Genomic DNA, 25171 nt, shown 5'->3' with positions numbered 1-25171 from the left:
TAAAAGTAGAAGCTGATTTAGGGATTGGAATTCTTTCCAGTCCTTTTTCCATTTTCTTGATGTGCATCAATTTTTTTGTAGTAAGAGACTTATATAATAAAAGCAGCGAATATAAACAAAATAAATAAAGGGGGAGAATGAATTGACTAAACATACCCATCATGAAATTGGCGACCACGCAGCCTGTATCCGCTTGGTTCCAATATTCAATCACTTAGAGGATAGCGCGATGAATTACATTGCTGAAAAAGCCCACACGAAACAGTATCAAAAAGGAGAGTTTCTGTTTCGTTCACAAGAAAAAGAGGATACTTTATATATTATCAATCGTGGGAAAATCCGTATTTATCGATTGGCAGACTCTGGCAAAGAGCAGCTAGTGCGGATCTTGAACCCTGGTGATTTCACCGGAGAATGGACCTTGTTCAACCCGGATGCAGTACACGAGGAATATGCCGAAGCAACCCGAGATACCGTTGTCTGTATGATTCAGCAAAAAGATGTCCAAGATTTTCTGGAACAATACCCAGCTATTTCTTTAAAACTATTGGCGGAAATGTCTAAACGGTTAGAAAGTTCAGAACGTCAAACGACACAAGTAGCCGTGGAGAGTGTCATTACCCGTTTAGTTTTGTTTTTGGCAGAAAATGTGGAACCTGAAATGGGCAACTCTCCCACCATCACCCTGTCGATGGCAAAAAAGGACATTGCTTCCTATTTAGGAACGACACCTGAGACCATCAGTCGCAAATTTGGAGAATTGGAGGACGAGGGATTGATTCAACAGCTGTCTGGGAAAAGGATCAAGATTCAGGATTTAGATGATTTATTGCTTTACAGCGAATAATCGGACACACTTTTTTCTACACGTTGGTGTTCTGTCGCTCTTCATTAACAACGGGACAGAACTCAGTGCTTTTGCTTCCATCTGTCCGTTTTTGGCTTTTTTAAGACAGAACGACCTTCATTCATTGGAAAAATAAAAGCACAAACATGATAACCCTCAAGTTTTTTTGTTTTATTTTTCTTTAAGATAGGGTTGTCGAACAAAACGTAAAAATAAGTAGGGGTGAATGTGCATTGTTTTTGGGTGATAGTTGCCATCACGTTGTCAGCAGCGGGTGCATTCTTTGTCGTCCCTTTCACCAAGAACACGATTGGCGGCGAAGCAAAAACGTCTAACGTTGTTGAGGCAGATAGGTTAGCTATGGAAAAAGAAGAGGAAGTTGTAAAAGGAGCCGGTGTAATCGGACACGGAAAAGTGGCGTATTACGAAGCGAGTGACCAGGGAGATAAAAGTGTATTCACTGTTTGGTTTCCATGGAGCTTAGCCGGAATCTTGTTCAGCATCACCATGACTAGAATGACGCGAAAAATTGAAGAAATGGAGCAAATAGAATGGGATTCGTATTAGGCGTTTTGAATCCCCATGTGGTGGAGATTGGTTCTGTTGTGATTCATTGGTATGGAGTCATTATTGCAGCGGGCATATTAGCGGCTCTCCAGTTGAGCACCAAGGAAGCAAAGAAAAAAGGTACTTCTTTGGCACTCGTTCTTGATATTTTAGCGCCCAATGTATTGTTAGCCCAGTCCATTGGTCGTTGGGGCAATTTTATGAATCAGGAAGCTCATGGTGGACCGGTTACTCGTCAATTCTTGGAAAATCTTTATTTACCTGAATTTATCATTGAACAAATGAATATCAATGGTACCTACTACCATCCGACTTTTTTATACGAGTCATTGTGGAGTTTGTTGGGCTTTGTCCTCATCGTCACTATACGGAACCGAAAACAGCTTTTGCGTCAAGGAGAAGTCGCTTTGAGTTACGTTTTGTGGTACTCAGTGGGTCGGTTCTTCATTGAAGGTATGCGAACGGACAGTTTATGGATTGGCGAGTGGATCCGCGTTTCGCAAGCCTTGTCTCTGGCCCTGTTTATTGGCGCGATTGTAGTATGGTTTATACGCAGAAAAGATTATCCACCAATTTCTTATTATTCTGATGGCAATAAGGGGCAGAAAAAGACTATTAAGATGGTGAATTGAGCAAAAAGATAAAAAGAAGTGCAAAACTTGATATGTGTCAATTTTCGTTTGCTAAAAGTGAGCTATACTACAGTTGTAAAAAGGAAAAGGCAGTGTTCATTAATCTGCTGCCGATAAAATAAAAACACATAAAGGAGATAGGAATTATGGAAAAAGCTATATTGCAATTAGAAACGTTGTCTTGTCCAAGTTGTATGCAAAAAATTGAAGGTGCCGTGAAATCAGTTAACGGTATTGATAAAGACAGCATTAAAGTATTATTCAACTCCAGCAAAGTCAAAACCAATTTTGATTCAGCTGTCACTTCGATTGAAGAGATTCAAAAAGCTATCGAAAACGTAGGCTATCCGGTCCTTAAAGCAAAAGTCAAGGCCGCTTAACAGATTAAATGAACTAGGCAATTCTGGAAGAAAAGCTATTTTTCCAGGATTGCTTTTTTTGTTGCAATCCGATTCGAGGTGCTTAGAAACGATAAAAGAGAACTTTCTAAACTTGATGTCAGTCAATTAATTAGTTAGGCAATTATCTTATACTGTGTTTATCAATAAAAGAGAAATTAAATTTGGAGGGAAAAAGCATGCAACAATATATATTAAGCAAGAAAAATGTTATCACCGTCATCAGTGGATTGTTAATCGTACTCGGTTTCTTCAGTCACTTTGTTTTAGAAAACGTAGGACTTTCAGAGTGGTCTTTGATCATCGCCTCTGTCTTTGGGATTACGCCAATTGCCATTCAAGCGTTTCAAGCAATGAAAGTCAAAGTCATCAGTATTGATGTCTTAGTCAGTATTGCAGCGATTGGTGCGCTTTTTATTCAAAATTATGAAGAATCGGCTATTGTCACGTTCTTATTCTTATTCGGACACTACTTGGAACAACGAACATTGAACCAAACGCGATCTGCTATCAAAGAATTGACTGAAATGGCACCCGAAAGCGCCTTGAAACAAATGGATAATGGCGAATTTGAAGAAGTAGAAGTGGATGATGTAGATGAAGGGGATATCTTGCTCGTTAAAACGGGTGCGAAAGTTCCAGTAGATGGTACAGTCCTTACGGGTGAAGGGCATATCAATGAAGCTAGCATTACAGGTGAAGCTGTTCCGGTCAACAAGCTAGCTGATGCAGAAGTTTTTGCAGGAACCATTTTAGAAAACGGAACGATTCAAATCAGAGCTGACCGAGTTGGTGAGGACACCACATTTGGAAAAATTATTGAACTCGTGGAAGAAGCACAAGATTCTAAATCCGAAGCGGAACGGTTCATTGATCGCTTTTCTAAATACTACACACCAGCTGTCTTGGTTCTGGCAATTGTTGTATGGGCGTTCAGTCAAAATATTGAGTTAGCAATCACCATCTTGGTTCTAGGTTGCCCAGGCGCATTAGTTATCGGAGTGCCTGTCTCAAACGTTGCCGGTATTGGGAATGGTGCTCGTAACGGTGTTCTTTTAAAAGGGAGTGAAGTCATTCAAGACTTCAGCAATGTGGATACAATTGTATTTGATAAGACAGGTACTTTAACTGTCGGAAACCCAACCGTTGCAGCGACTGAACTGTATGAAAAAGATTCTGCTGAAACGCTTGGCTATCTGGCCAGTGTGGAACGGGAATCAGATCATCCATTAGCAAAAGCGGTCTTAAATCAAATTGGAGAAACAAATTTTTATCCTGTTGAAGGAACTGAAGTCGTGAAAGGCGGCGGAATCGTTTCAAGTGTAGCTGGACATAGAGTGGCTGTTGGGAATGTGGCCTTGATGGAAAAAGAAAATGTCACTCTCAGCAAAAAAGTGCAAAAAGATGTCAAACGGTTTGAACAACAAGGGAACTCTCTCGTTTTGACAGCGGTCGACGGTGAATTAAAAGTACTGATGGGCATTCGCGATCAAGTCCGTCCGGGTGTGAAAGCTAATTTGCAGGAATTAAAAGACTTGGGCGTGAAAAATCTAGTCGTTCTTTCAGGAGATAACCAAGGAACCGTTGATGTGGTCGCCGGCGAACTTGGTTTGACCGAAGCTCACGGCCACATGTTGCCGGAAGACAAATCGGCTTATATCGGAAAACTTCAACAACGTGGTCAAATTGTAGCCTTTGTTGGAGATGGCGTTAACGATAGTCCGTCCTTAGCTTTAGCAGACATTGGCATCGCAATGGGAAGCGGAACGGACGTAGCGATTGAAACATCCGATGTCGTTTTAATGAACTCGAACTTCAGCAACTTGCCTCACGCATTAGGAATAGTAAAAGCCACCGCAAATAATATGAAACAAAATATCGCGATTTCAATTGGAGTAGTGTTGGTCTTGTTGACCAGCGTCTTCTTCAGCGAATGGATGAATATGTCTATCGGAATGTTGGTTCATGAAGGTAGTATCTTGGTGGTAATTTTCAATGCCATGAGATTAATGAAGTATAAGTTGAAAGGTCGAAAAGAACAAAAAGAAGTATCAGCACCTGCAGAGAAAGTAAAAATATCTTAAGAATAAATTAGAAGAGGCTGAGACAATAGTCCATCCTTGAAATGACAAAAGCGGAAACTCAGATTTTTAAATCTGGGATTTTCCGCTTTTTTGAGTTTAAAAAATCTAATAATAAAATTTAAATTCCTATTAAGTTGTAACACATGAAATTGGATAAAATCGTGTATCGAGAATCCTATACCTATAGGGTTCTTTTTTTATACCGGTGTCCAACACATGATTGTGTGGTATACTAAACAAAATCATGTATCACTTTTGTGAGAGGAGAGGGCTTTTAAATGAGTTACAACGTCCAACCATTACGGACTCAACAAGAAATAAACGACTTTTTATTCTGTTTAAGGCGCAATAAAAACGCGGATCGGGATGTTTTTCTGTTTTTGATTGGCAATTAATAGCGGTTTACGCATGTCGGATATCGTAAAATTGAAGAAACAAGATCTGATTTCCTCCAAAAATCCCCGAATCGTCGAGAAAAAAACAGGCAAAACCCGTATTTTGTATTTGAGTAGTCTGCAGGACTTGATCCAAGACTATACAAAAGACTCAGAACCAGAGAATTATTTGTTTCCGAGCACCAAAGGTGGTCATGTAGAAGTCAATACGGTCTACCAAATGTTTCAAAAGGTCGCTAAGCTCTTAGGAAGAGACGATATTGGCACGCACACGCTGCGTAAGACGTTTGGTTACCACTATTATAAGAAAACAAAAGACGTGGCCACTCTGATGGAAATAGTTGGCCATAGCAACGAGAAGATTACGAAACGTTATATTGGAATCAATGAAGATGAAATCAGCGAGACCTTATTTAATTTCAGATTAGGTTTTTAATATTCTTTTAGGTATATTTTTACTAATTCTATAAAAATTCAATTTTAAATACTCCTCTTATATTTTTTTGTTGACATACTATTCTACAAATGATATTATTTGTATGTATAAATCTAATTTAACTTGCTCTTCTTGCTTATGTTTTAGAATGAGAGCTATTTAAATCTGAACAGGCGGTGGACATGTAAAAGGTCCATGCAGCCGGGCTGCAATTTTTGTGGCAGCAGAGTATGTAAATAATAAGGGCATACCTGTGGGACAGTTAATTCTGTTCTATAGGTGTGCCCTTTTTTATGTTTATTTGTGAAAAAAGGAGAGTGAGAGTATTAGACGTGCTGTTTTATTGAAAACATGCTAGTAAGTAAAAATTATAAAATAGGAAGAGGGTTTTAGAAATGGTTCATTATCTAACAAAAAGTAGGCAAGGTCAGTTTTTAGTTATCGGTGTTCTGTTTACGATTTTAGGGTTTGTATTTATCCGACTAAATGGTGCGTACAGTTCCACATCCTTTTATATTGCGATTTTCTTTTTAGGCTTCTACGCGGCAAAGGACGCTGTTGTTAATACTGTCAGAGATCGCTCACCAAACGTGGATTTACTCATGGTACTGGCTGCTGTTGGTGCAGTAATCATTAATTTTGAGTCAGAAGGAGCGGCCCTACTACTGATATTTGCTGCAGCGGAAGCGTTGGAGGACTATTCAACGGATAAATCTACCAGCGCCATTTCAGAGTTAATGGCGCAAGTACCGGATACCGCTCAGGTTCTAAAAGAAAACGGGGATGTAGTGGTTACCCCTACGGAGGAGTTAGCAATTGGAGACATTGTCGTGGTATCAAAGGGTGCGCAAATTCCCATTGATGGTTTCATCGACCGAAAAGCAATCGTGAATGAAGCAGCTTTAACAGGCGAATCGATTCCTGTAGAAAAAGAGTTAAAGGATGAAGTTTTTGCCGGAACAATTAACGAAGGAAATGTTTTTCATGTAGAAGTAAACAAAAAAATGGATGAAACCATGTTTTCAAATATCATCCGGATGGTTGAAGAAGCGCAAAACAGACCTTCTCGAATCGCCAAGTTTATTGATCGTATCGAAAGCAAATATGTGATCGGTGTTCTCATCATCGTACCCATTTTCATCTTTGTTCTCTATCAGTTCTTGGGACTGTCATTGGAAGAGGCCTTTTATCGAGGAATGGTGCTTTTAACAGTGGCCAGCCCATGTGCATTATGTGCCTCCGTTACACCAGCTACGTTAAGTGCGATTAGTAATGGAGCCAAAAATGGTGTGCTTTTTAAAGGTGGAGCTGCCATGGAAGCGTTGAGTACGATGGATATTTTATATACAGATAAGACTGGAACATTGACTTACGGTGACTTCCAAGTAGTAGATTATGCTGTGGATGAAGATGTTTTAAAAGAAGTCATTTATATGGAGCAGCAATCCAGTCATCCGATCGGAAGAGCAATCGTTTCTGCCTTTAAGGATATCGACCTAACAGAAGTTGAGCAATCGGAATCGATTGAAGAAATTGCTGGATCAGGGATTAAAAAAGGGGATATCTTAGTAGGGAAACCGGGTGCTTTTAAGCACTATGATAAATTTAACCAGTTCCAAAAAGTATTGGAAAAAGGGGATACGAGCATATTGGTAGCAGATGGCAATGAAGTGGTAGGTTACTTCTCATTCCGGGATCAAATTCGCCCGCAATCAGCGAGTACGGTTGCAGATTTCCAAAAAGAGGGGATTAAAGTTTGTCTTTTAACGGGAGATAACGAGAAGGTGGCTGCCCAAGTTGCCAAGCTTGTAAAAGTAGATGACTATATTGCTTCGATGTTACCGGAAGATAAAATAGAATTTGTAATGAATAGCCAAGGAAAAGAAGAAGTCGTTGGGATGATTGGTGATGGGATTAACGATGCGCCCGCTCTAGCAAATGCAGACATCGGGATTGCGATGGGGAGTGGCTCCTCAGTAGCGATGGAATCTTCTGATGTCGTTATAGTGAAGAATGATTTATCTAAATTGTTTTATAGCTATAAGCTAAGTAAAAAGTTAAATGGTATTATTATTCAAAATGTCATTTTCTCTCTCGTTGTCATTGTCACATTGACCACTTTAAATATGTTCGGCGTTCTTGGGCTCCCATTGGCGGTCCTTTTCCATGAGGGTTCAACAATTTTGGTTATCTTGAACGGGCTACGTTTATTGCAAAAGGAGAAAAAAGTGTAGCCTCAATGTAATTAAATAAAAGACAAGTTGATACTAAAACAGAGTGAGAAAACGGGGATCTAGGAATCAATCTTAATTTCCTCCTTTTCTTACTCTATTTTTTATAAAAAAATAAACTTTTCAATAACAAACTTCTCTAGAAAAAAGGAGCTTTTAATTCTTTAATTGTTTGCTTTCGGTATAAAATTCTTTGTATGCCATGTAACTAGCCATAACAGATGCAATACTTGTTGTAGAAAGCAACATAAAGGTAACCATAATCTGGTACTTTATTGCATGTGTTGGATCTACACCAGCAAACATTAATCCTGACATCATTCCGGGTAAACTAACGATTCCTATTGTTTTTGCAGACTCTATGGTAGGCAACATACCTGAGCGAATACTGTCACGTACGATTGTAATAGAGGCTTGTTTTAAATTTGCTCCTAGAGCTAACTTTTCTAATACTTGTTGACGTTGGTCTTTAAATTTTGCATTTAAGTTTCGATAACAAATTCCAATCGCAATCATTGAATTACTAGCAATCATTCCTGATATTGGAATCACCTGCGAAGGAATGAATAAAACAGCTCCCGATAGAAGGAGCACTACTAAAGTCAAACTAGTTGCTGTTAATATAGCAATAAACGATATTTTAAATGCATTTGATATGCCATTGCTTTTCTTACCAGCATTAAAAGAGGCGTTAAAAATAATGACTAAAACAAGTGCTAATGTCACAATAATATTATTTAAATTAAAAACGTAGCCCAACAAAAAACCAACTGCAACTAATTGAATAACTGCTCGAACCACACCGATTAAAATATCTTTACCTAATCCTAATTTTTCTTTATAAACAACAATAAGTGCTATTCCAACCAAAGCTGTTGCAAATAATAAAGATGCATTATTAATAGCTAAGTTCATTTAGGTTCCTCCATTTCTCCATTAACTAAGTGGACAATACGATTTGAAGATTGAATCTCTACTGTATTATGTGTGACCCATACTATCGTAATGCCTTGCTCTTGATTTAGATTACGGATCAAGGAACGAATAATAGTCTGATTTTCTTCATCCAATGCGCTTGTCACTTCATCTAGCAATAGAACCTTAGGCATAAACAATATATTACGAATTAACGCTACTCTTTGCTTTTCACCGCCAGATAATGCATGGACTGATTTAGTTAGGTACTCTTTTCCTAAACCAACGCTTTTTAAAGCAGATAAGGCCTTTTTTTCATTAAAAGGCTGATTTCTAATATCATAAGGAAACGTTAAATTATCTTTTACTGTTTCTCCAAAAAGAGTCGCCGTTTGAAAACAGTAGGATACTTCTTTTCGGTAATCAGTCGGTTCATATTCTTCAACTGGTTTATTTTGATAACATAATTTGCCTTCGGTGGGCGATAACATTGAGGCAATAATTTTTAATAATGTACTTTTACCACTACCAGATGGACCTGTAATCGTTAAAAAATCTCCTTTTTCAATAGTTAGAGTGATACCTTTTAAAATAGTTTTACCATCTACCTCGAATTCTAAATTTGTTGTTTTTAATAATGGTGCCTCCATATATTTACCTCCTCAAATCGTTCATATGTAGGTTTATTTCAAAAAAATAAAAAAGAACCCAAAAATAAAAGTAGAACTCAAATTTTTGGGCTTAAATCATTATTTTTTCAGTAATTTTTTTTAATGTTCGTTTGGATCATTTTTTGCATCTTCATGGGTTGGATGAACGGTTCCTTCAATATGATCAGGTCCAGCATAAATGGTATATAACTTTAAGGGAGTATCTCCAGTGTTTTTGATATTATGCCACATATCTGCTGGAACAAAAACTGCCTCATCTTCAGAAACGGATTGTTCAAAATTCAAGTTGTCTTCGGACGGTCCCATAAGGCATAATCCTTGCCCTTCTTCGATACGAATAAATTGATCGATTCCTTTATGCACTTCTAAACCAATATCATCGTTCGGTTGAATAGTCATTACCGTTACTTGTAATTTTTCTCCTGTCCATATTGTTGTCCGATAATTATCGTTTTGCACAGTAGCCTCTTCAATATTGACTACATAAGGTTTTTTGCCATGATCTTTAAAATCAATACTCATTATCCTAATCCCTCCGTTTTTACACTAATTATTTAATAATATTTATTACAATCTAATTTTATCTTATCATTATCTAAAAAGCAAGTATTTTAAATCCTATTTTAACATTTACTTAACATAATCACCCATTAAACCAAGTAGCTCCGTCGCTCATGTTGTGACGGAGCTACTTGGATTACCACCAGTTATATAATTATGAAAAGTCACGCGCATTACTGATTTCCTTGTATAACCGTACTTCTTCTCGTTCTAGATCTTCTCCAATAGGATTAATAATGAATGTGGAATACCTATGTTCAAGCTGATTCATCAACGAAACTAACGTTTCATTTTTTCTTCTTTTAGGTAAAAATAAAGCTTTTTGATAAGACTCTGCAATTAAATCTAAGTCTGTCTGAGTCATTTTCATCCCTGCTTTCTTATAAGTTGTTACTTATTTTATTGACCTACATAAAAAATATTTAAAGTCACTAGTTTTTTTTATTTTTTATTTTTTCTGGATAGGATTTTTTCTTTTTTTGTTCTGAACCTATTAATTTTATTTCTTCTACTACTTATTCTTAATTATATAGCTAAACTAAAAAATTAAACATTAAAAAAATTATCAAGTTGCAGAATAAGTTTTCCAGTGAGTTATAACGCCCAACCCATAGTTCTTACTACTCTTTTGTTTTTTTATTTTATAAAGTGTTTTCTCTAAAAGATATTGCATCATTTCCAGCAACTATAATATGATCTAACACTTCTATTCCTAGCAATTCTCCTGCTGCAAAAAATCTATCTGTAAGCTCATAATCTTCAATTGATGGATCAGTATTTCCACTAGGGTGATTATGATAAATCAGTATTCTTGCTGCATTATTCAACAAAGCACTTCTGAATATTTCTCTTGGGTGCGCTATGCTGCTATCTAGTGATCCACTAAACACTTTGTGAATAGCATTGATTTTATTTTTAGTATTTAGTGCAACTAAAAGTAACACTTCTTGAGCTTCGTCTCCTATTTCGTCAATTCCTATTTGTTTAGCTATCGTAGTACTAGTAATCATTGTATTGTATTCAACTGGTCTTTCTACAACAGTTTGTTTTACTCTCACCACTTCTTTTATTAATTGTACTGATTTTTTCCCCTCTATCTCTTTTACTGTTTTCATTTTGTACCTCTGGATATATACTAATAAAGTAGACAGTATTTTTAATGGTATACTGTTTATAAGTAGACACTAAAACGAAAGGAATGATTCAAATGTCCAATTACAAAAAATATGATGAAGAATTTAAGAAAAGCCTTGTTAATCTTTACCATGGAGGTAAAACACAAACTTCGTTGTGTAAAGACTATGGCGTTTCCTTTACAGCGTTATCCCGCTGGGTAAAACAATATTCTGAAGTTCAAATTGAAGATGGTTCTATCCTTACTGCTAAACAGATTAAAGACTTACAGAAGAAAAATGCTTTATTAGAAGAGGAAAACCTCATCTTAAAAAAAGCGATTGCCATCTTCACGCCACACTCAAACAACGATTAGATGCGGTTCATTTATTACGTTTTGATCATTCTATTGTGCGCCTTTGTAGAGTCTTAAACGTAAATAGAAGTACCTATTATAAACACTTTGACCCAACTCCTGCTCCTAGAACTGTTGAAAATCAACAGCTTCGACAAACCATTTTTTCTATCTATATGGATTCTAAAAAACGATTAGGTGCTGCGAAAATAAAAGTTGTTCTTGAGCGTGATTTTGGAATTTTCATTAGTGTTGGGCGAGTGTACCGATTAATGAAATCAATGGATTTGCCAAAAATGTCTACAGCTAAGCCGAAATTTTTATATGCGAAACCAAAGGTTTCTTTAGCTTACTCAAATCACTTAAACCAACAATTCAATCCGACTGAACCGAATCGAGTTTGGACGAGCGATATTTCTTACATTCCTGTTAATAAAGGGTTTGTTTATCTCTGTGTCATTTTAGATTTATTTTCCAGGAAAATTATAGGATGGCGCGTTCGTCCAACTATGGAAGCTTCTTTAGTCCTTGAGACACTTGAAACAGCTGTGAATCAAAGAAATCCCAAAGAGCCTGTTCTATTCCATACAGATCGTGGAAGCCAATACTGTGCGACTAGTGTTCGTCAATTTTTAGACACACATAACCTCGTTCCATCTTATTCCAAAGCAGCTTACCCATGGGATAATGCCGTAAACGAGTCTTTTTTTAAATATATGAAAAAAGAAGAACTGAACCGCAGAACATTTAGAACAATCCAAGAAGTTGAACAATCTTCATTTGAATATATAGAGGGTTTTTACAATTCAAAACGCCCCCATTCAGCAAACAATATGATGACCCCGAATGAAAAAGAAAAAATCTATTTTGGGTCTATCTAAATTGTATCTATTTTTGTGTCTACTTTATTGACATCTGTCCACTCCCTTTTCTTTGTTGTATTAAAAGTACGCTTTTAATATTCAAATCATTTTTTTATATCACTTATTGTAATTAGGGAAAAAGAACCGTTTACTGCTAAAACAGTAAATGGTTCTTTTACAAATTGTTTTAAATAAGATAAAAAATCAATAAAGCTAATTGGATAGGCATATACATGTTTTTTACCGACATATCTTTTGTTATTTACACTTACCGATCTGCCAAGAGGGGGTCCCGAGCGCCAACGGGGAATTTGTATCGATAAGGAGATTTCCTTTGATCTCACATGTTATTTTGTACAATAAGGAATGCTTTCAGAATAATTCAAAAAACCAACTAGACAATAGCGGTATCTGTCTAGTCGGTTTTTTGAATGCCTGTTTTACATGTGCTAATTACATTGGCTTTAGTGATTTTCCTAAAACCTTTTATTGGATGATTCCCGTTCACCATAGCTTACTCTATTTCATTTTTCTCTAAGGTTGAATTAATCTTTCACTTTCATTAATCGTAAGCCATTTAACGTGACTAAAAGAGTCGCACCCATATCCGCCATAATTGCAATCCATAATGTTAACCACCCTGGAATGACTAGCAAAAGAGCAATCAGTTTGATGACCAAGGAAAATGTGATATTTTGCTTAATAATTTGGAGTGTTTTTCTACTCAACTTTACCGTGAAAGGTAATTTTTGTAAGTCGTCTCCCATTAAGGCAACATCAGCTGTTTCAATGGCTGTGTCAGTTCCTGCTCCGCCCATTGCAATTCCAACCGTGGCCGCTGCTAAGGCTGGCGCATCATTAATACCGTCTCCAACCATGGCTACTTTACCAAAGTTTATTTTCAACTGTTTAATGTAATCTAATTTATCTTGGGGCATTAACTCACCTTCTATTTCAGAAACACCTACCTGTTGGCCAATTGCTTGCGCTGTGGCTTGGTTATCGCCAGTCAACATAATAGTTTTTTCAATCCCCAGCTCATGAAGTCGTTTAATAACATGTTGACTGGATGACCTAACCTCGTCGGCAACTGCCACTATAGAAATCAGGTTCTGATTTGTTCCAAAAAGCATAGCAGTCTTCCCTTTAAGTTGTAAGTCACTCACTTGTCGATGAATGGAGTCAGTAAATTGCGATGTTAGTAATTCCTTAAATAAAACGGGACTTCCAACATAATAGGTGTTACCATCTACAGTTCCTCTAATCCCTTTTCCTGTGATGGATGTAAAATCGTTCACATTAATACTAGTTAAATCCATTTCTCTCGTTTCTCCATACTTAATAATGGCTGAAGCAAGGGGGTGTTGAGATAATTGTTCCAGTGCTGCCATGATGGTATAGTTTTTATTTTGTTGAATGTTTGTGGCTTCTGTTAGTTCAATATAATCAGTGACCACCGGTACACCTTTTGTCAAGGTACCAGTTTTATCGAACGCAATGGCTTTTAGCCCACCAATTTCTTCTAAATACACGCCACCTTTTACCAATACGCCATTTTTAGCTGCATTTCCAATGGCAGTGACGATGGCAACAGGAGTTGAAACAACTAAGGCGCAAGGACACCCAACCACTAATACAGATAACCCTTGATACACCCACGTTTCCCAGTTTCCACCAAACAGCAATGGCGGTACTGTTGCAATCAGTGCGGCGATCACAATAATGGCTGGCGTATAATATTTAGCAAATGTATCAACAAATGCTTGAGCTGGAGCACGTTCACCTTGTGCCTCCTCAACTAAGTGAATAATTTTTGAAATCGTGGTATCTTCTACTCGTTTTGTGACCGCAACTTCAAGCAATCCTTCTTCATTTAACGTTCCAGCAAAAACGGAATCATCGATGTTTTTTTTGACAGGAATAGATTCACCAGTAATCGCTGCTTGATTGACGGCTGAATAACCTTTCACAACGTGACCATCCATCGCAATTTTTTGACCAGGTTTTATAATCATAATGTCGCCAATTTGAATGTCATCTACATGAACCATTCTGTCGGTGCCCGAGCGTCTCACAAGTGCTTCTTTTGGCGCAATATCCATTAGGGAACGAATAGATTGTCGTGCCTTATCCATCGAGTAACGCTCAAGCGCCTCGCTTACTGCGAATAGAATCACCACAATGGATCCTTCTGCCCATTCACCAATGAAAGCAGCTCCAATAATAGCTATTGTCATCAGTGTCTCCATTGTAAATTCAAACTTCAATAAATTTTTGAATCCTTCCTTAAAGAGAGAATAGCCTCCTATGAAAATTGCAAAAATAAATAGTACCTTAGTAAGATAAAAGTCCTCCCCATTCATGATCTGTGACGCATACCCCACTGTAATAAATAATCCAGAAAGCAATAATCGCCAATTTTTTTTAATAAATGATTGATGGTCAGTAAAGTGCTCTGGATCAGTAAAGGATTCTTTCTCTGGAATGATTTTCAAGTGTTCAAATGCTCCAGCCTGTTCAATTTGTTGCATACTTGCTTCACCTGTTACCGTGATTTTTGATGCGCCAAAGTTTACAATAGCTTCTGTTACACCCTCAATTTCTTTTACGTTCCGTTCAAATTTTGCCGCACAATTTGTACAGCTTAATCCATCCACTCTATAAACAGTCTTTTCTGCCATTAGACTCCCACTCCTTCAAAATTAAGTAATATAAGTTTTACCTGTTCTCTAACCCTTTCATTCGCAAGAGAATAATAAACAAGCTTTCCATCTTTTCGATAGTTCGCAAGCCCTTGCTTCTTTAAAAAGCGTAAATGGTGGGACGTAGCGGCAACTGTTGCTTCGACAATATTAGCTAGATCGCATACACAAAGTTCATTTTCTGTCAGTAATGCATACACAATTTTAACCCTTGTTTCATCAGACAGAATTTTAAACATTTGACTGATAATTGTAACTTCTACGGTTTCCAGTCCACCCTTCACCCGTTTTACTTTTTCTTCATCAATACAAGTAATTTCGCAAATATCTACAGTCATATTCAGTTTCTCCTTCCAACATTCAAAGAGAAGCTTGAATGTTTATAGGGGCAATTATACTCTGTTCCAATCTGACAGTCAAGTGTTCGTTTGAATAATAATTGACTACTATAACCAGTACCTTAAATGGTCGTTTATGGCACTTTTTGAATTCACCAGTTTTCCACACGTTTTAGTCCTAAATTCGGTGCTAAAACTCGTTCTTTTTTCAAAGTACCTATATAGTTATTATTGATGAGTTATGGTACATTTAAGTCATCAATAATAAGGGGGCTTCTTATGATTTTTGGCTATGCTCGAGTGAGTACAGAAGATCAAAATTTAGATTTGCAAATTGATGCACTCACCCAACACGGTATCGATAAACTATTCCAAGAAAAGGTGACAGGTTCAAAACGAGATCGCCCACAATTGGAAGACATGATAAAGGGATTACGTGAAGGTGACTCAGTGGTCATTTATAAACTCGATCGAATTTCACGTTCAACTAAACATTTGATTGAGCTTTCAGAAACGTTTGAAGAGCTTGGCGTTAATTTTATCTCTATTCAAGATAACGTTGATACTTCTACTTCCATGGGAAGGTTCTTTTTCCGAGTCATGGCTAGTTTAGCAGAGTTGGAACGTGACATTACGATTGAAAGAACCAAATCAGGTCTTGAAGCAGCAAGGGCGCGTGGAAAAAAAGGAGGACGACCAAGTAAAGCCAGTCAATCAATTGAGTTGGCTTTGAAAATGTACGATAGTAAGGAATATTCAATTAATCAGATTCTTGATGCTTCTAAACTGAGTAAAACAACCCTATACCGCTATCTTAATGGAAGGAAAAACTAACTTATGGCATTAAAGAAAATTTTAACAGCAGCACAGCGGGAGCAACTTCTTTCTGTCGATCACTTATCTGAAGAGGATTTTCAAGCTTATTTCAGTTTCTCTGACTCTGATTTAGATATCATCAACCAACACAGAGGGGATATCAATAAGTTAGGGTTTGCCATTCAGCTCTGCTTGGCACGATACCCTGGGTGTTCGTTGAGTAACTGGTCCATCCAATCAGACCGTTTAATCTCTTATGTAAGGCGCCAGTTACATCTTGACTCAATTGAACTGGCCTTATACGCCCATAGGAACACACGTGCCAATCACTTTAATGAAATATTAGAAACATTTAGGTATCAGCGTTTTGGAAGTGTCGACACACGCAATCAATTAATAGCATTTCTTATTAAGCTGGCATTAGAAAATGATGACTCTACCTATCTCATGAAAAAAACATTAGGCTTCCTCACCCAAAATCGAATTATTTTTCCATCGATAGCGACACTAGAAGACATTATCAGCCATTGTCGTGAGAAGGCTGAAAGCACACTGTTTTCAATTCTTCTGGATTCACTAACAGAAACACAAATCGAGAAATTAGATGAGTTGTTTCTAGTATATAAAGAAACGAAGATGACTAAACTCGCCTGGTTAAAAGATATCCCTGGCAAAGCCAATCCAGAGAGTTTTATGACCATTTGCAAAAAAGTTGAGACGATTACGGTTCTTGAACTAGGAACAATCAATGTGTCGCATATTCACCGAAATAGATTTCTTCAGTTAGCACGATTAGGTGATAATTACGATGCCTATGATTTTTCTCGTTTTGAATTCGAAAAAAAGTATTCCTTACTCATTGCTTTTTTAGTGGATCATCATCAGTATCTGATCGATCAGCTCATTGAAATTAATGACCGGATTTTAGCGGGGATTAAACGAAAAGGGATGCACGATTCGCAAGAACTGTTGAAAGAGAAAGGGAAGTTGGCGACTGAAAAATTAGAACATTATGCGTCTCTGATTGATGCACTTCATTTTGCAAAAGACAACGACAGTGATCCTTTTGACGAAATAGAACGAGTTATCCCCTGGCATGACTTAATCCAAGATGGAGAAGACGCTAAACGAATTACTGGTAAGAAAAATCACGGATATTTAGAAATGGTGAGAAATAAAGCCACTTACCTTAGAAGATATACCCCAATGCTTTTAAAAGCACTCTCGTTTAAAGCAACCTCATCTGCACAACCAATTCTTACAGCGCTTACTCAAATAAATGAGTTAAAAAACGATGGTAAACGGAAAATACCAGCAAACACATCCATTGAATTTGTGAGTAAAAAATGGGAACGTCTTGTTCAACCTGAAGAAGGAAAAATAGACCGATCCTTCTACGAGTTGGTAGCGTTCACAGAGTTAAAAAATAATATTAGATCAGGAAATATTTCGGTAGAAGGAAGCTTAGCCCATCGAAACATTGATGATTACTTAATCAGTTCCGATGCTTGCGTTAACTCACTCACTATTCCAGATACATTTGATGATTATTTGACTTCTAGGGGCGCAATATTGGACTCACAACTACGATATTATTCGAATTCTGGCAAAAGTTCAGCCAAAATGGTGCTAAAAAAATTGGAGAAAGTTACACCAGATGAAGCAGAGGAATATAGAAAAAAACTTTATTCAATGATTCCCAAAATAAGATTAAGTGACCTATTAATAGAAGTGGATAGCTGGACTCAATTTTCGCAAGAATTTATCCATGATTCAACTGGAAAGCCGCCAAATGAACGAGAAAAGAAAATTGTTTTTGCCACTTTATTAGGATTAGGAATGAATATTGGGCTTGAGAAAATGGCCCAATCCACCCCCGGAATTACTTATCCTCAATTGGCGAATACTAAACAATGGCGGTTTTATAAAGAAGCCTTAACCTGTACCCAATCTATTTTGGTTAATTTTCAATTAGGAATTCCTATAGCTGATTTTTGGGGAGAAGGTAAAACGAGTGCTTCCGATGGAATGCGTGTACCAGTAGGTGTATCCGCCATTAAGGCTGACGTGAATCCACATTATAAAAGCTTAGAGAAAGGCGCCACAATGATTCGGTCAATCAATGACAGAAATACCTCACATCATGTTGAAGTTGTTTCGACCAACACGAGAGAAGCGACTCATACATTAGATGGCTTGCTTTACCACGAAACAGATTTAGATATTGAAGAACATTTCACTGACACAAACGGATATACTGATCAAGTGTTTGGCATGACCGCTCTACTAGGATTTAATTTTGAACCCCGTATTAGGAATATAAAAAAGGCACAATTATTTTCTATAAAGCCAACTTCAGAATACCCTGATTTATTAGAGCTCATCAGTGGTAGGATCAATATAAAAACTATTGATGAAAGTTACGAAGAAATTAAACGAATCGCTTATTCCATTCAAACTGGTAAAGTCTCAAGTTCGCTAATTTTAGGAAAGCTAGGTTCTTACGCACGAAAAAATAAGGTAGCTACCGCTTTAAGAGAATTGGGACGGATTGAGAAGAGTATTTTCATGATAGATTATGTGACAGATGATAGCTTAAGACGTAAGATTACCCATGGTTTGAATAAAACGGAAGCCGTAAATGCTTTGGCAAGAGAACTATTTTTTGGTCGCCGAGGTAAATTCATGGAACGTGATATTCGTCGGCAACTTCAAAGTGCAAGTGCACTAAATGTTTTAATAAATGCTATTAGTATATGGAACGCCGTCTATTTACAAGAAGCCTATGATTATCTAGTGAAAATAGATCCAGAAGTAACCAACTATATGAACCATATTTCTCCTATTAATTGGGAGCATATTACGTTTCTTGGTGAATACAAATTTGATTTGTTATCTATTCCCAAGAGGTTGAGAAAATTAAACATAGAAAAATAGAGAGTCGTCAAACGTTGATATTACGGGAATTTGTAATCCTTATCGATACAAATTTCCCGTAGGCGCTTGGGACCCCCTTTACTATTTTAGTAAAATTCTTTTTTCTATTCATTCTATAATCCACAACAAATAAAGAAACTATATTATTTAATCTAGGGAATTGACCGAATAGGGAGATTTCCTGTGAGTTGGCGCCAACGGTGGTGGCGGTCGGAGTCAGCCGACTCACAAGCTTAGGTGCTAGTTAAAGCTACGAGTACATTAAAAAAATACTGCGCTCGTCTAGTTAGGACGTTCACAGTATTTTTTAGTATCTATATGCTTATTTAACTAACTCGTTCAATTTCTTTTTTCCATTTATTAATAGCCTTTTTTACGCTACTAGGTATCGCTTCTTTGTTATATTTCCCCTGTGTCTGAACAACTTTTCGATTCTGATATTCCATTGTAAAATAGGGTTTGTTAATTTCATTTTTCTTTCGAATAAATAAAATAGTGGTTTGCCCTTTGCTGTGTTGGTCTAGATAGTAGTTACTACCTACACAATGATGTAGAACATTTCCCTCATTTACAATTTCTTGTAAGTCTTTAGGAATAAGAAATACAAATTCGTCAATTTCCTTTTCCATTTTTAACAGTTCCATTTTACGTTGTTTGTATCCCTCTTCTTCCAATTCTTTTTTTATCTTATTAATGGTATCGACTGCATTATCATGGGCTGATATTAAATCATCTGGAAACACAATGTTATCATTATTTAACTGTAATTCCAGTTCAAGTAGCATTTGGATATAATCCATATAATAGGAAAAGGAAAGATTGGTTTTAATGACATACTTTTGGAATTTTGTAAGATTAATTTCTTTTGGTAACCTCTTGAATTGCTTGTAATGTAAATGCTTTTCAATCCCTTTAACTCTCTTGGCTTTTCTACTTTTAAAGAATTTATCCAACATAATTTCATTAAATGTGAAGGTATCATTTTTGAGAAGAGCTTTGTTTTCCTTGAGCCATTTTTTTGTTGCGATTCTGTTATCTATTAAATTAATATATGAGCCATTACAAGTCATTCCACCACCAAACATCATTGCTGTAGCTAAATTGTGGGCATTAATTTTTTGAAGATATTCTATTTTAGTTCGATTTTTGTAAATCCTTTGAATTTCATATCGTTCAATAGTAGGTAATTCAAGGTACTTCATCTCTCGATTAATTTTTAGTTTTTCCTTCCAATTATTTGGATAAAAAATCGTATTAGTATAAGCACCACTCATATATCCATAGTTGGATTGCAACCCAGCGTGATAGTTATTCTGCCATAGGCTTGCTTTAATGTGTTTACCATTCTCAAACCGTTCAAAATTTGCCATTCTACACCTTAAAATCTCTTTTCCATTTTCAATTTCTTGCCAATAGTCATGCGATTGTATCTCAATTCGATTTTTAGATACAAGAATTACCGCAAACGGATAGAATTTTGTTCCAATTGTTAAACGTGATTTTTTTGTTAATCTTTTTTGGATTAAGGGACAACCCTTGCGATTACTCGCAAGAATTGTTTGTTCCTTATTTTGCCATTTGTATGTTGGTATCTGACTTTCACACCATTTAAAAAAGTTTTTTGGTGGTTTTAGTGTTTTTCCAATAGTAATAATAGTCATTAGGCTGTTACGAACAACTCAATTTGTTGTTCGTCCCTCACTTTCTCTGTGTTAGCTGATTTAAGCGATTGCCCTTTTACTTTATTTACTGGTTTTTTCTTTTCTTTTGGTTTAGGAAGCTCATAATGGATAAAATATTCATTTATCCATTCAAAAACAGTCTCATCTTCAATCATTGCAAATTGTTCATTTTTCACCAGTTCTCGTGCTTTTTCAGAACAATAGTTCATAGCTGATTTAATTGTCTTTCCCTCTGTTAAAATGCCTGTAAAGAGTGTTAAATCTGTTTGTTTACACAAGTATTGGTGTACTCGTTCAATTGATTCTGACGTTTCTCTTTTGACTTCAAGCAACATTTTTTCAAGTGCCTTTTCCATTTCATTTTCATTGATTTTTTCATTGATTTTTACATCAAACTTTCTGAAAAAACGGTCATATTCTAATTCATCACTAATCACAAGCCATTGATAGTAGTTACCGTTCTCTTTCATTCCTTCAATTGAAAGATAAAGTGGCGTAAAATTATCTTCTTCGGTCTTTTTTAAGATTGTAGCTTGTTCGGGTAACTTAGATAGATAGCCTAGCAATGTTTCAATCGTATACATTTGAATAGTTTCATGTGCGTAGAAACTTAACCATTGAAACTCAATCTCGTTTTTTTTCGTTATTTCTTTTTTAAACGCTACACTCATATATCCTAATTCTCTATCGAAAATAGCAACTGGCAATTGTTTGTCAAAATTCTGTAAACCGTTGACTAATTTTCCAACGGTATTTATTTTTAGTTCATTCATATATAACGCTCCTCTTTTTTATTTATTGCAAAAAGTAGGCAATCAAGCTATAATGAAAGTAGATATTTTTCTTATAGACATGAGTGCAAGAAATTCTTTGTTCGAGCAAAGAATTTCTTTTTTTTTTGTCTTTTTCAACTGATTCATAGCCTTCTTATTCATTAAATAAATCAATGTATCGTTGATTATAATTTTTGGTTTGTAAATTCAACATAATATCAAGGAAACATACAAGCGGTAATTGGTCGCCTAAAGGCATACCAATTTTAGTAATTACAAATTCATTTAAACTCATATCTTCAATATTGGCATAACTACAATAAGCTTTTTCCATTTTTTCAATTTCGGAATGTTTTATCAGATACAGCAGAAATTCGATATATTGATAGTCTGTAAATACTGATTCAGTATCATTTAAATTTTTTTTATAATTCTTCATTGCATATTCGACTAAAAATTCGATAAACGTTTCGTATTCTGAAAATGAGAATAACAAACTATTTTCGGCTAAAATAAGTTGCTCTTTTTGAAACCATTCTTTTATTGTCGTTACGCTAAAATCAATATCTCTTAACTTTGTTTGCAAATAGCGATTAATTGAATAGTGGTTAAATTGACCGTCCAATTGTTCTATTTTTTCCATAGCAATCATTACATTCTTATTCATAATTTTTCCTCTTTTCATTTTTTTTTAATTTTTTTTCCATTCAGAGTTAGGTGTTTTGAAGGGAAGCTGTTCACCAATTTTACTCATGCAGCGAATAGATACATCGATCCCCCTTTCTTATTTTTTGAGTATTATTGGTTCATTCGTCATCAGTATGTTTGTCGGTTGCTGTGGCATGGAGGTATCACTGACACAAAAATTTTGCAAGGGCGAGCTTGCTCGTGTATTTACCCTTGTAAAATTGACTGGCTGTGATAGTGTAATGTTCAACAAACGGCAGACATACTGACGATCCAATAGTGAAAAATAAGAGGATCCGTTATCTATTCGCGTCCAGCATGATTAAAATTGGTGAATCTTTTTACCTTTTAATCTTTGATTTTTTACTCTTTTATCTTTAGTGAAACGTTGCTGGCAACGGTTCATAATTTGGTTTTTTCGTTTGGAACAAACGATTTGTTGTGGAGCGGTGGAGGTGGCTGGAGCGACTAAGACAAAACAATGTTTTTCTGATTCATACGCTAGAATATATCGCTCATATTGTTAAAAAAATGCTGACAAAATAAAAAAACGTAAAAAAGAGCTATTATTCAGCTCTTTTTTACGTTTTTCTTCTTCAGTTTACAATAATAAAATAGTTTCATTAACAATGAGTAAACAACTATCACGAATAAAAATCTAAATTCCTATTACTTTGAAAGTGACCAAATACCAACTCTATTTTCTTTTGCTACGTGCTCATTTTTTTCAATTTCAGGCAGTAAGCTATCATTCGGACTGGAAACATACGCAATTTTTGCTAAACCTTCAGTAACCAATATATTTTGGATAAGACTTCCGTCTACGTATACATAACAAAGTGCTCGTTTGTAGTGATCTGTTTTATCTCCCTTATCAAATTCAATCTCAATCGTTTCTGCAGTTGATAAAAGTTCATTTGTACGGTCACTGGCCTCTTTTCCAAACGGTTGTGGTTCTACCCCAGGCTTTACCGTCTCCGGTGTATCAATAAGTAAAAATCTTATTTTAAACTCGTGTCCATTTAATGAAAATCGGGCAGTATCTCCATCGACCTTTTTTGAAAAAGTCACTTTAATTTTTTCATTTTTAGGTAATACTGAAAAATTGTTACCATTGAATTTGGATACACCGCTGTTCTCATTATCCAAATTTCCCTCTCGTAATTCACTGGTAGTAATGTGTTCTTCACTAAGCGAAAGCTCGGAACATCCGGTGACAATAAATGCACTTAGAAATAATAGAATCATTATTTTTTTCATTTTTCTTCCTCCTACTTTTTACTTGTACAGCCCAAGTTCCCCTGGGCTGATAACAATTCATCTTGATTATTTTTTATCTTGGTAGATTTTATGTTGATCCACTTCTTCCATTAAGTCAGTCAACAATTGAAAAGGAACAAGTGCCTCATCAATGGCAAGCCTATGTGGATGTGTTCTTTCCAAATGGTCATAGTATTCTGGCGATATCCTTTCTAATTGTTCTTGTAAGTTATTTCTAGCTTGCTTCAAAAGGTTTATTGTTTCTAGCCCAAGTGCCTCTAATTTTTGAATTTCTTTGTCTTTAATTGTCATGATGTTTTATCCCCTTTTTATTGTTTTTTATTTGTAATCTTTAGTTCTAATGAATATCTGTACTAACTCGTTCTTTCAACAATCCAATATTGGGTGCTTTCTGTAAATAAAACCTTGTAAAAACTAAATTTAGACGGTGTGTAGAAATTGCTTTGTCTCTCAAATAGTGAAAAATTAGTAAAAATAAGAGGTTTGACTTTTGTTACTGTTAGCTTATTTTGTTTTTTTATTCTTTCCATTGCTTCTTTCTTCGTTAAAATCTCAACCTGTCTGTTCATTTAATATCCAACTTTCTTTAAAGGGTTTATTTGCCTAGCTTTTTTAAAGCGACATCTGTTTATTTTTTGTTTTTGGCTAAGTCGCAGTGTGAGTCGCAAGGCTGAATTTTTTCCTTTTTGATGAGGTCCACTAACCATGAGCATAAAAGGATTGCAAGGAGTAAGAACCCCTAAAATGATCTCTTAGGGGTTCTTACAGGTTTAATTATTTTGAGTAGCCAGTCTTGGTATTGCTACGTCCTCAAAAAAATTTAACTGGTCCTTGCAATTCTTTTGTAACCCTCTTTTTCGCAACTTGGCTAGTCAAGTTTGGCCACGTTATAAGGTCAAGAAAAAGTAGTGTTACTGCGCTATGGTGAAGCCCTATTTCGATTTTATGAGAAATGCTCTAGGGCGTGTGACTGAGCCAAAAGGAAAAAATGTTTTTAAAGGGAAATGACTCGGCATTTCCTCCCATCTGCAGCTGCACGACCATTCTTTTTGGGAGTGTTGCTGCTTCTTTAATATTTATATTTTTCTCTTTTTAAATTCAAAAAAACTTCTCATTCCTATTCGGTCTGAGAAGTTTCTTTTTGTCCAGTTACTGACTCCATCCCATCACGAGTCACGACAATCTGTTTACCAAATTTTCTGATCGTACCAGGTGGGAATTTATTCGGATATTTACGATACATTTGCCTAACATAATTTTCAGATTTTCCCCATCGTTCTGCAGCTTCTTTTGAATCCATGATATCTTTTGAATCAAGTTTAATCATTTAGAATCACTTCTTTCTATATATATTTTTATTTGACGATTTATGGTATAATAATAAAGCTTTTGTGAGATTTTCAGTTTTTCACGTTAGCACCTTCCAACAAGTTAGGGACCGCTCCCTAGCTTGTATTTTTTTAACTAAATGCAATCCATAATACAGTGAAATTGTATAAAATATGAACAATGCTCGCTTCAGCTATTCGATTTGTTTTTAAATAAATTGCTGAATAAATCATACTGTTTAAAAAGAAAGGAAAGAAAAACCAATTTAAATGCAATGCTGCGAACACTAAAGACGTGATACTGCAACTTAGTAATGTTGGCCATCTTTTCATACATCTGGTTAATAATAGTTTTCTGAATACATATTCTTCAAAAATTGGCTCCAAAATTAATGGCAAGAGGGTCCATATAGGAATCCGGTTAATTCTTTCAATCGTTTGGTCTATGTTTGGATCCATTAGCCCTAAGTAACTTTGAACAAGGCTCCCAACGATTGCCACCACAAAAGTGGCAGCTAGTCCCAATACGACTAGCTGTATACTTTTTTTCAATGGAATT

At 36.0% G+C, this 25171-nt stretch carries 23 protein-coding genes, 1 pseudogene and 1 riboswitch; of the genes and pseudogenes, 10 read left to right on the top strand and 14 right to left on the bottom strand.

Annotation, left to right across the window (positions count from 1 at the left end):
* The first annotated feature begins 142 nt into the window (after positions 1-142).
* From BR77_RS17520 to BR77_RS17490, 7 genes and pseudogenes are all read left to right on the top strand, one after another.
* Positions 143-847 (top strand): Crp/Fnr family transcriptional regulator, encoded by a 705-nt coding sequence (locus tag BR77_RS17520; protein WP_002293764.1) that lies wholly within the window; start codon positions 143-145, stop codon positions 845-847.
* A 228-nt stretch (positions 848-1075) separates the two neighbouring features.
* Positions 1076-1414, top strand: a complete 339-nt coding sequence (locus tag BR77_RS17515) for a hypothetical protein (RefSeq protein ID WP_002300938.1) — start codon at positions 1076-1078, stop codon at positions 1412-1414.
* Complete coding sequence (gene lgt, locus BR77_RS17510) at positions 1399-2046, top strand: prolipoprotein diacylglyceryl transferase (protein WP_034558129.1); 648 nt, start codon at positions 1399-1401, stop codon at positions 2044-2046. The genes BR77_RS17515 and lgt overlap by 16 nt, the downstream gene beginning before the upstream one ends.
* Before the next feature lie 146 nt (positions 2047-2192).
* Entirely contained in the window at positions 2193-2426 is a 234-nt protein-coding gene (locus BR77_RS17505; protein ID WP_003103602.1) for a heavy-metal-associated domain-containing protein, read from the top strand.
* A gap of 197 nt (positions 2427-2623) precedes the next feature.
* A complete protein-coding gene (locus BR77_RS17500) occupies positions 2624-4528 on the top strand; it encodes a heavy metal translocating P-type ATPase (RefSeq protein ID WP_034558133.1) in 1905 nt (634 codons plus the stop codon).
* A 278-nt stretch (positions 4529-4806) separates the two neighbouring features.
* Positions 4807-5359 (top strand): annotated as a pseudogene (locus BR77_RS17495) (tyrosine-type recombinase/integrase).
* A gap of 155 nt (positions 5360-5514) precedes the next feature.
* Positions 5515-5623: riboswitch (NiCo riboswitch) on the top strand.
* Between the two features lie 131 nt (positions 5624-5754).
* Positions 5755-7593 (top strand): heavy metal translocating P-type ATPase, encoded by a 1839-nt coding sequence (locus BR77_RS17490; protein WP_034558290.1) that lies wholly within the window; start codon positions 5755-5757, stop codon positions 7591-7593.
* Positions 7594-7746: 153 nt separating this feature from the next.
* Here BR77_RS17490 and BR77_RS17485 read toward each other — a convergent pair whose 3' ends face one another.
* The 5 genes from BR77_RS17485 to BR77_RS17465 form a co-directional block, all read right to left on the bottom strand.
* Positions 7747-8505 carry an ABC transporter permease gene (locus tag BR77_RS17485; RefSeq protein WP_034558288.1) on the bottom strand — a complete coding sequence of 253 codons (759 nt, stop codon included), beginning with the start codon at positions 8503-8505 and terminating at the stop codon, positions 7747-7749.
* Positions 8502-9155 (bottom strand): ABC transporter ATP-binding protein, encoded by a 654-nt coding sequence (locus tag BR77_RS17480; RefSeq protein ID WP_034558286.1) that lies wholly within the window; start codon positions 9153-9155, stop codon positions 8502-8504. Before BR77_RS17480 ends, BR77_RS17485 begins: the two co-directional genes overlap by 4 nt.
* 120 nt (positions 9156-9275) lie before the next feature.
* Positions 9276-9698, bottom strand: coding sequence for a cupin domain-containing protein (locus tag BR77_RS17475; RefSeq protein ID WP_034558281.1), 423 nt, complete (start codon positions 9696-9698; stop codon positions 9276-9278).
* Positions 9699-9891: 193 nt separating this feature from the next.
* Positions 9892-10101: a hypothetical protein gene (locus BR77_RS17470; RefSeq protein WP_034558279.1), complete on the bottom strand. Its 210-nt coding sequence runs from the start codon at positions 10099-10101 to the stop codon at positions 9892-9894.
* A gap of 277 nt (positions 10102-10378) precedes the next feature.
* Entirely contained in the window at positions 10379-10852 is a 474-nt protein-coding gene (locus BR77_RS17465) for a JAB domain-containing protein (RefSeq protein ID WP_051926833.1), read from the bottom strand.
* 92 nt (positions 10853-10944) lie between these two features.
* Between BR77_RS17465 and BR77_RS18860 the strand changes: the two genes are divergently transcribed.
* A protein-coding gene (locus tag BR77_RS18860) for an IS3 family transposase (RefSeq protein ID WP_233463432.1) occupies positions 10945-12086 on the top strand; the annotation gives its coding sequence in 2 pieces (ribosomal slippage) (positions 10945-11191 and positions 11191-12086; 1143 coding nt in all).
* Between the two features lie 527 nt (positions 12087-12613).
* Here the strand turns inward: BR77_RS18860 and BR77_RS17450 are convergent.
* Complete coding sequence (locus tag BR77_RS17450; RefSeq protein ID WP_035066778.1) at positions 12614-14749, bottom strand: heavy metal translocating P-type ATPase; 2136 nt, start codon at positions 14747-14749, stop codon at positions 12614-12616.
* Positions 14749-15108 (bottom strand): Cd(II)-sensing metalloregulatory transcriptional repressor CadC, encoded by a 360-nt coding sequence (gene cadC / locus BR77_RS17445; protein ID WP_035066775.1) that lies wholly within the window; start codon positions 15106-15108, stop codon positions 14749-14751. The genes BR77_RS17450 and cadC overlap by 1 nt, the downstream gene beginning before the upstream one ends.
* 279 nt (positions 15109-15387) lie before the next feature.
* Here cadC and BR77_RS17440 point away from each other — a divergent pair, with 279 nt between their 5' ends.
* Positions 15388-15942 carry a recombinase family protein gene (locus BR77_RS17440; RefSeq protein ID WP_035066772.1) on the top strand — a complete coding sequence of 185 codons (555 nt, stop codon included), beginning with the start codon at positions 15388-15390 and terminating at the stop codon, positions 15940-15942.
* 3 nt (positions 15943-15945) lie between these two features.
* Positions 15946-18861 carry a Tn3 family transposase gene (locus BR77_RS17435; RefSeq protein WP_035066769.1) on the top strand — a complete coding sequence of 972 codons (2916 nt, stop codon included), beginning with the start codon at positions 15946-15948 and terminating at the stop codon, positions 18859-18861.
* Positions 18862-19187: 326 nt separating this feature from the next.
* Here BR77_RS17435 and BR77_RS17430 read toward each other — a convergent pair whose 3' ends face one another.
* From BR77_RS17430 to BR77_RS17395, 7 genes are all read right to left on the bottom strand, one after another.
* The gene (locus BR77_RS17430) at positions 19188-20522 is read right to left on the bottom strand and encodes a PcfJ domain-containing protein (protein WP_035066766.1); all 1335 of its coding nucleotides are present in this window, start codon (positions 20520-20522) and stop codon (positions 19188-19190) included.
* Positions 20522-21316: a Cas9 inhibitor AcrIIA9 family protein gene (locus tag BR77_RS17425; protein WP_035066763.1), complete on the bottom strand. Its 795-nt coding sequence runs from the start codon at positions 21314-21316 to the stop codon at positions 20522-20524. Before BR77_RS17425 ends, BR77_RS17430 begins: the two co-directional genes overlap by 1 nt.
* 154 nt (positions 21317-21470) lie before the next feature.
* A complete protein-coding gene (locus BR77_RS17420; protein WP_035066760.1) occupies positions 21471-21983 on the bottom strand; it encodes a hypothetical protein in 513 nt (170 codons plus the stop codon).
* Between the two features lie 689 nt (positions 21984-22672).
* On the bottom strand, positions 22673-23263 hold the full coding sequence (locus BR77_RS17415) for a thermonuclease family protein (protein WP_035066757.1): 591 nt from the start codon (positions 23261-23263) through the stop codon (positions 22673-22675).
* Positions 23264-23329: 66 nt separating this feature from the next.
* Complete coding sequence (locus BR77_RS17410; RefSeq protein ID WP_035066754.1) at positions 23330-23575, bottom strand: hypothetical protein; 246 nt, start codon at positions 23573-23575, stop codon at positions 23330-23332.
* 826 nt (positions 23576-24401) lie between these two features.
* Entirely contained in the window at positions 24402-24611 is a 210-nt protein-coding gene (locus BR77_RS17400; protein ID WP_035066750.1) for a helix-turn-helix domain-containing protein, read from the bottom strand.
* A 133-nt stretch (positions 24612-24744) separates the two neighbouring features.
* The gene (locus BR77_RS17395; protein WP_162261914.1) at positions 24745-25164 is read right to left on the bottom strand and encodes a CPBP family intramembrane glutamic endopeptidase; all 420 of its coding nucleotides are present in this window, start codon (positions 25162-25164) and stop codon (positions 24745-24747) included.
* Between the last annotated feature and the right edge of the window lie 7 nt (positions 25165-25171).

This window comes from Carnobacterium maltaromaticum DSM 20342 (assembly GCF_000744945.1).
GTDB classification, from domain to species: Bacteria; Bacillota; Bacilli; order Lactobacillales; family Carnobacteriaceae; genus Carnobacterium; species Carnobacterium maltaromaticum.
Note: the sequence above shows the minus strand (reverse complement) of the source record. Positions and strands in the feature narration are given on the sequence as shown.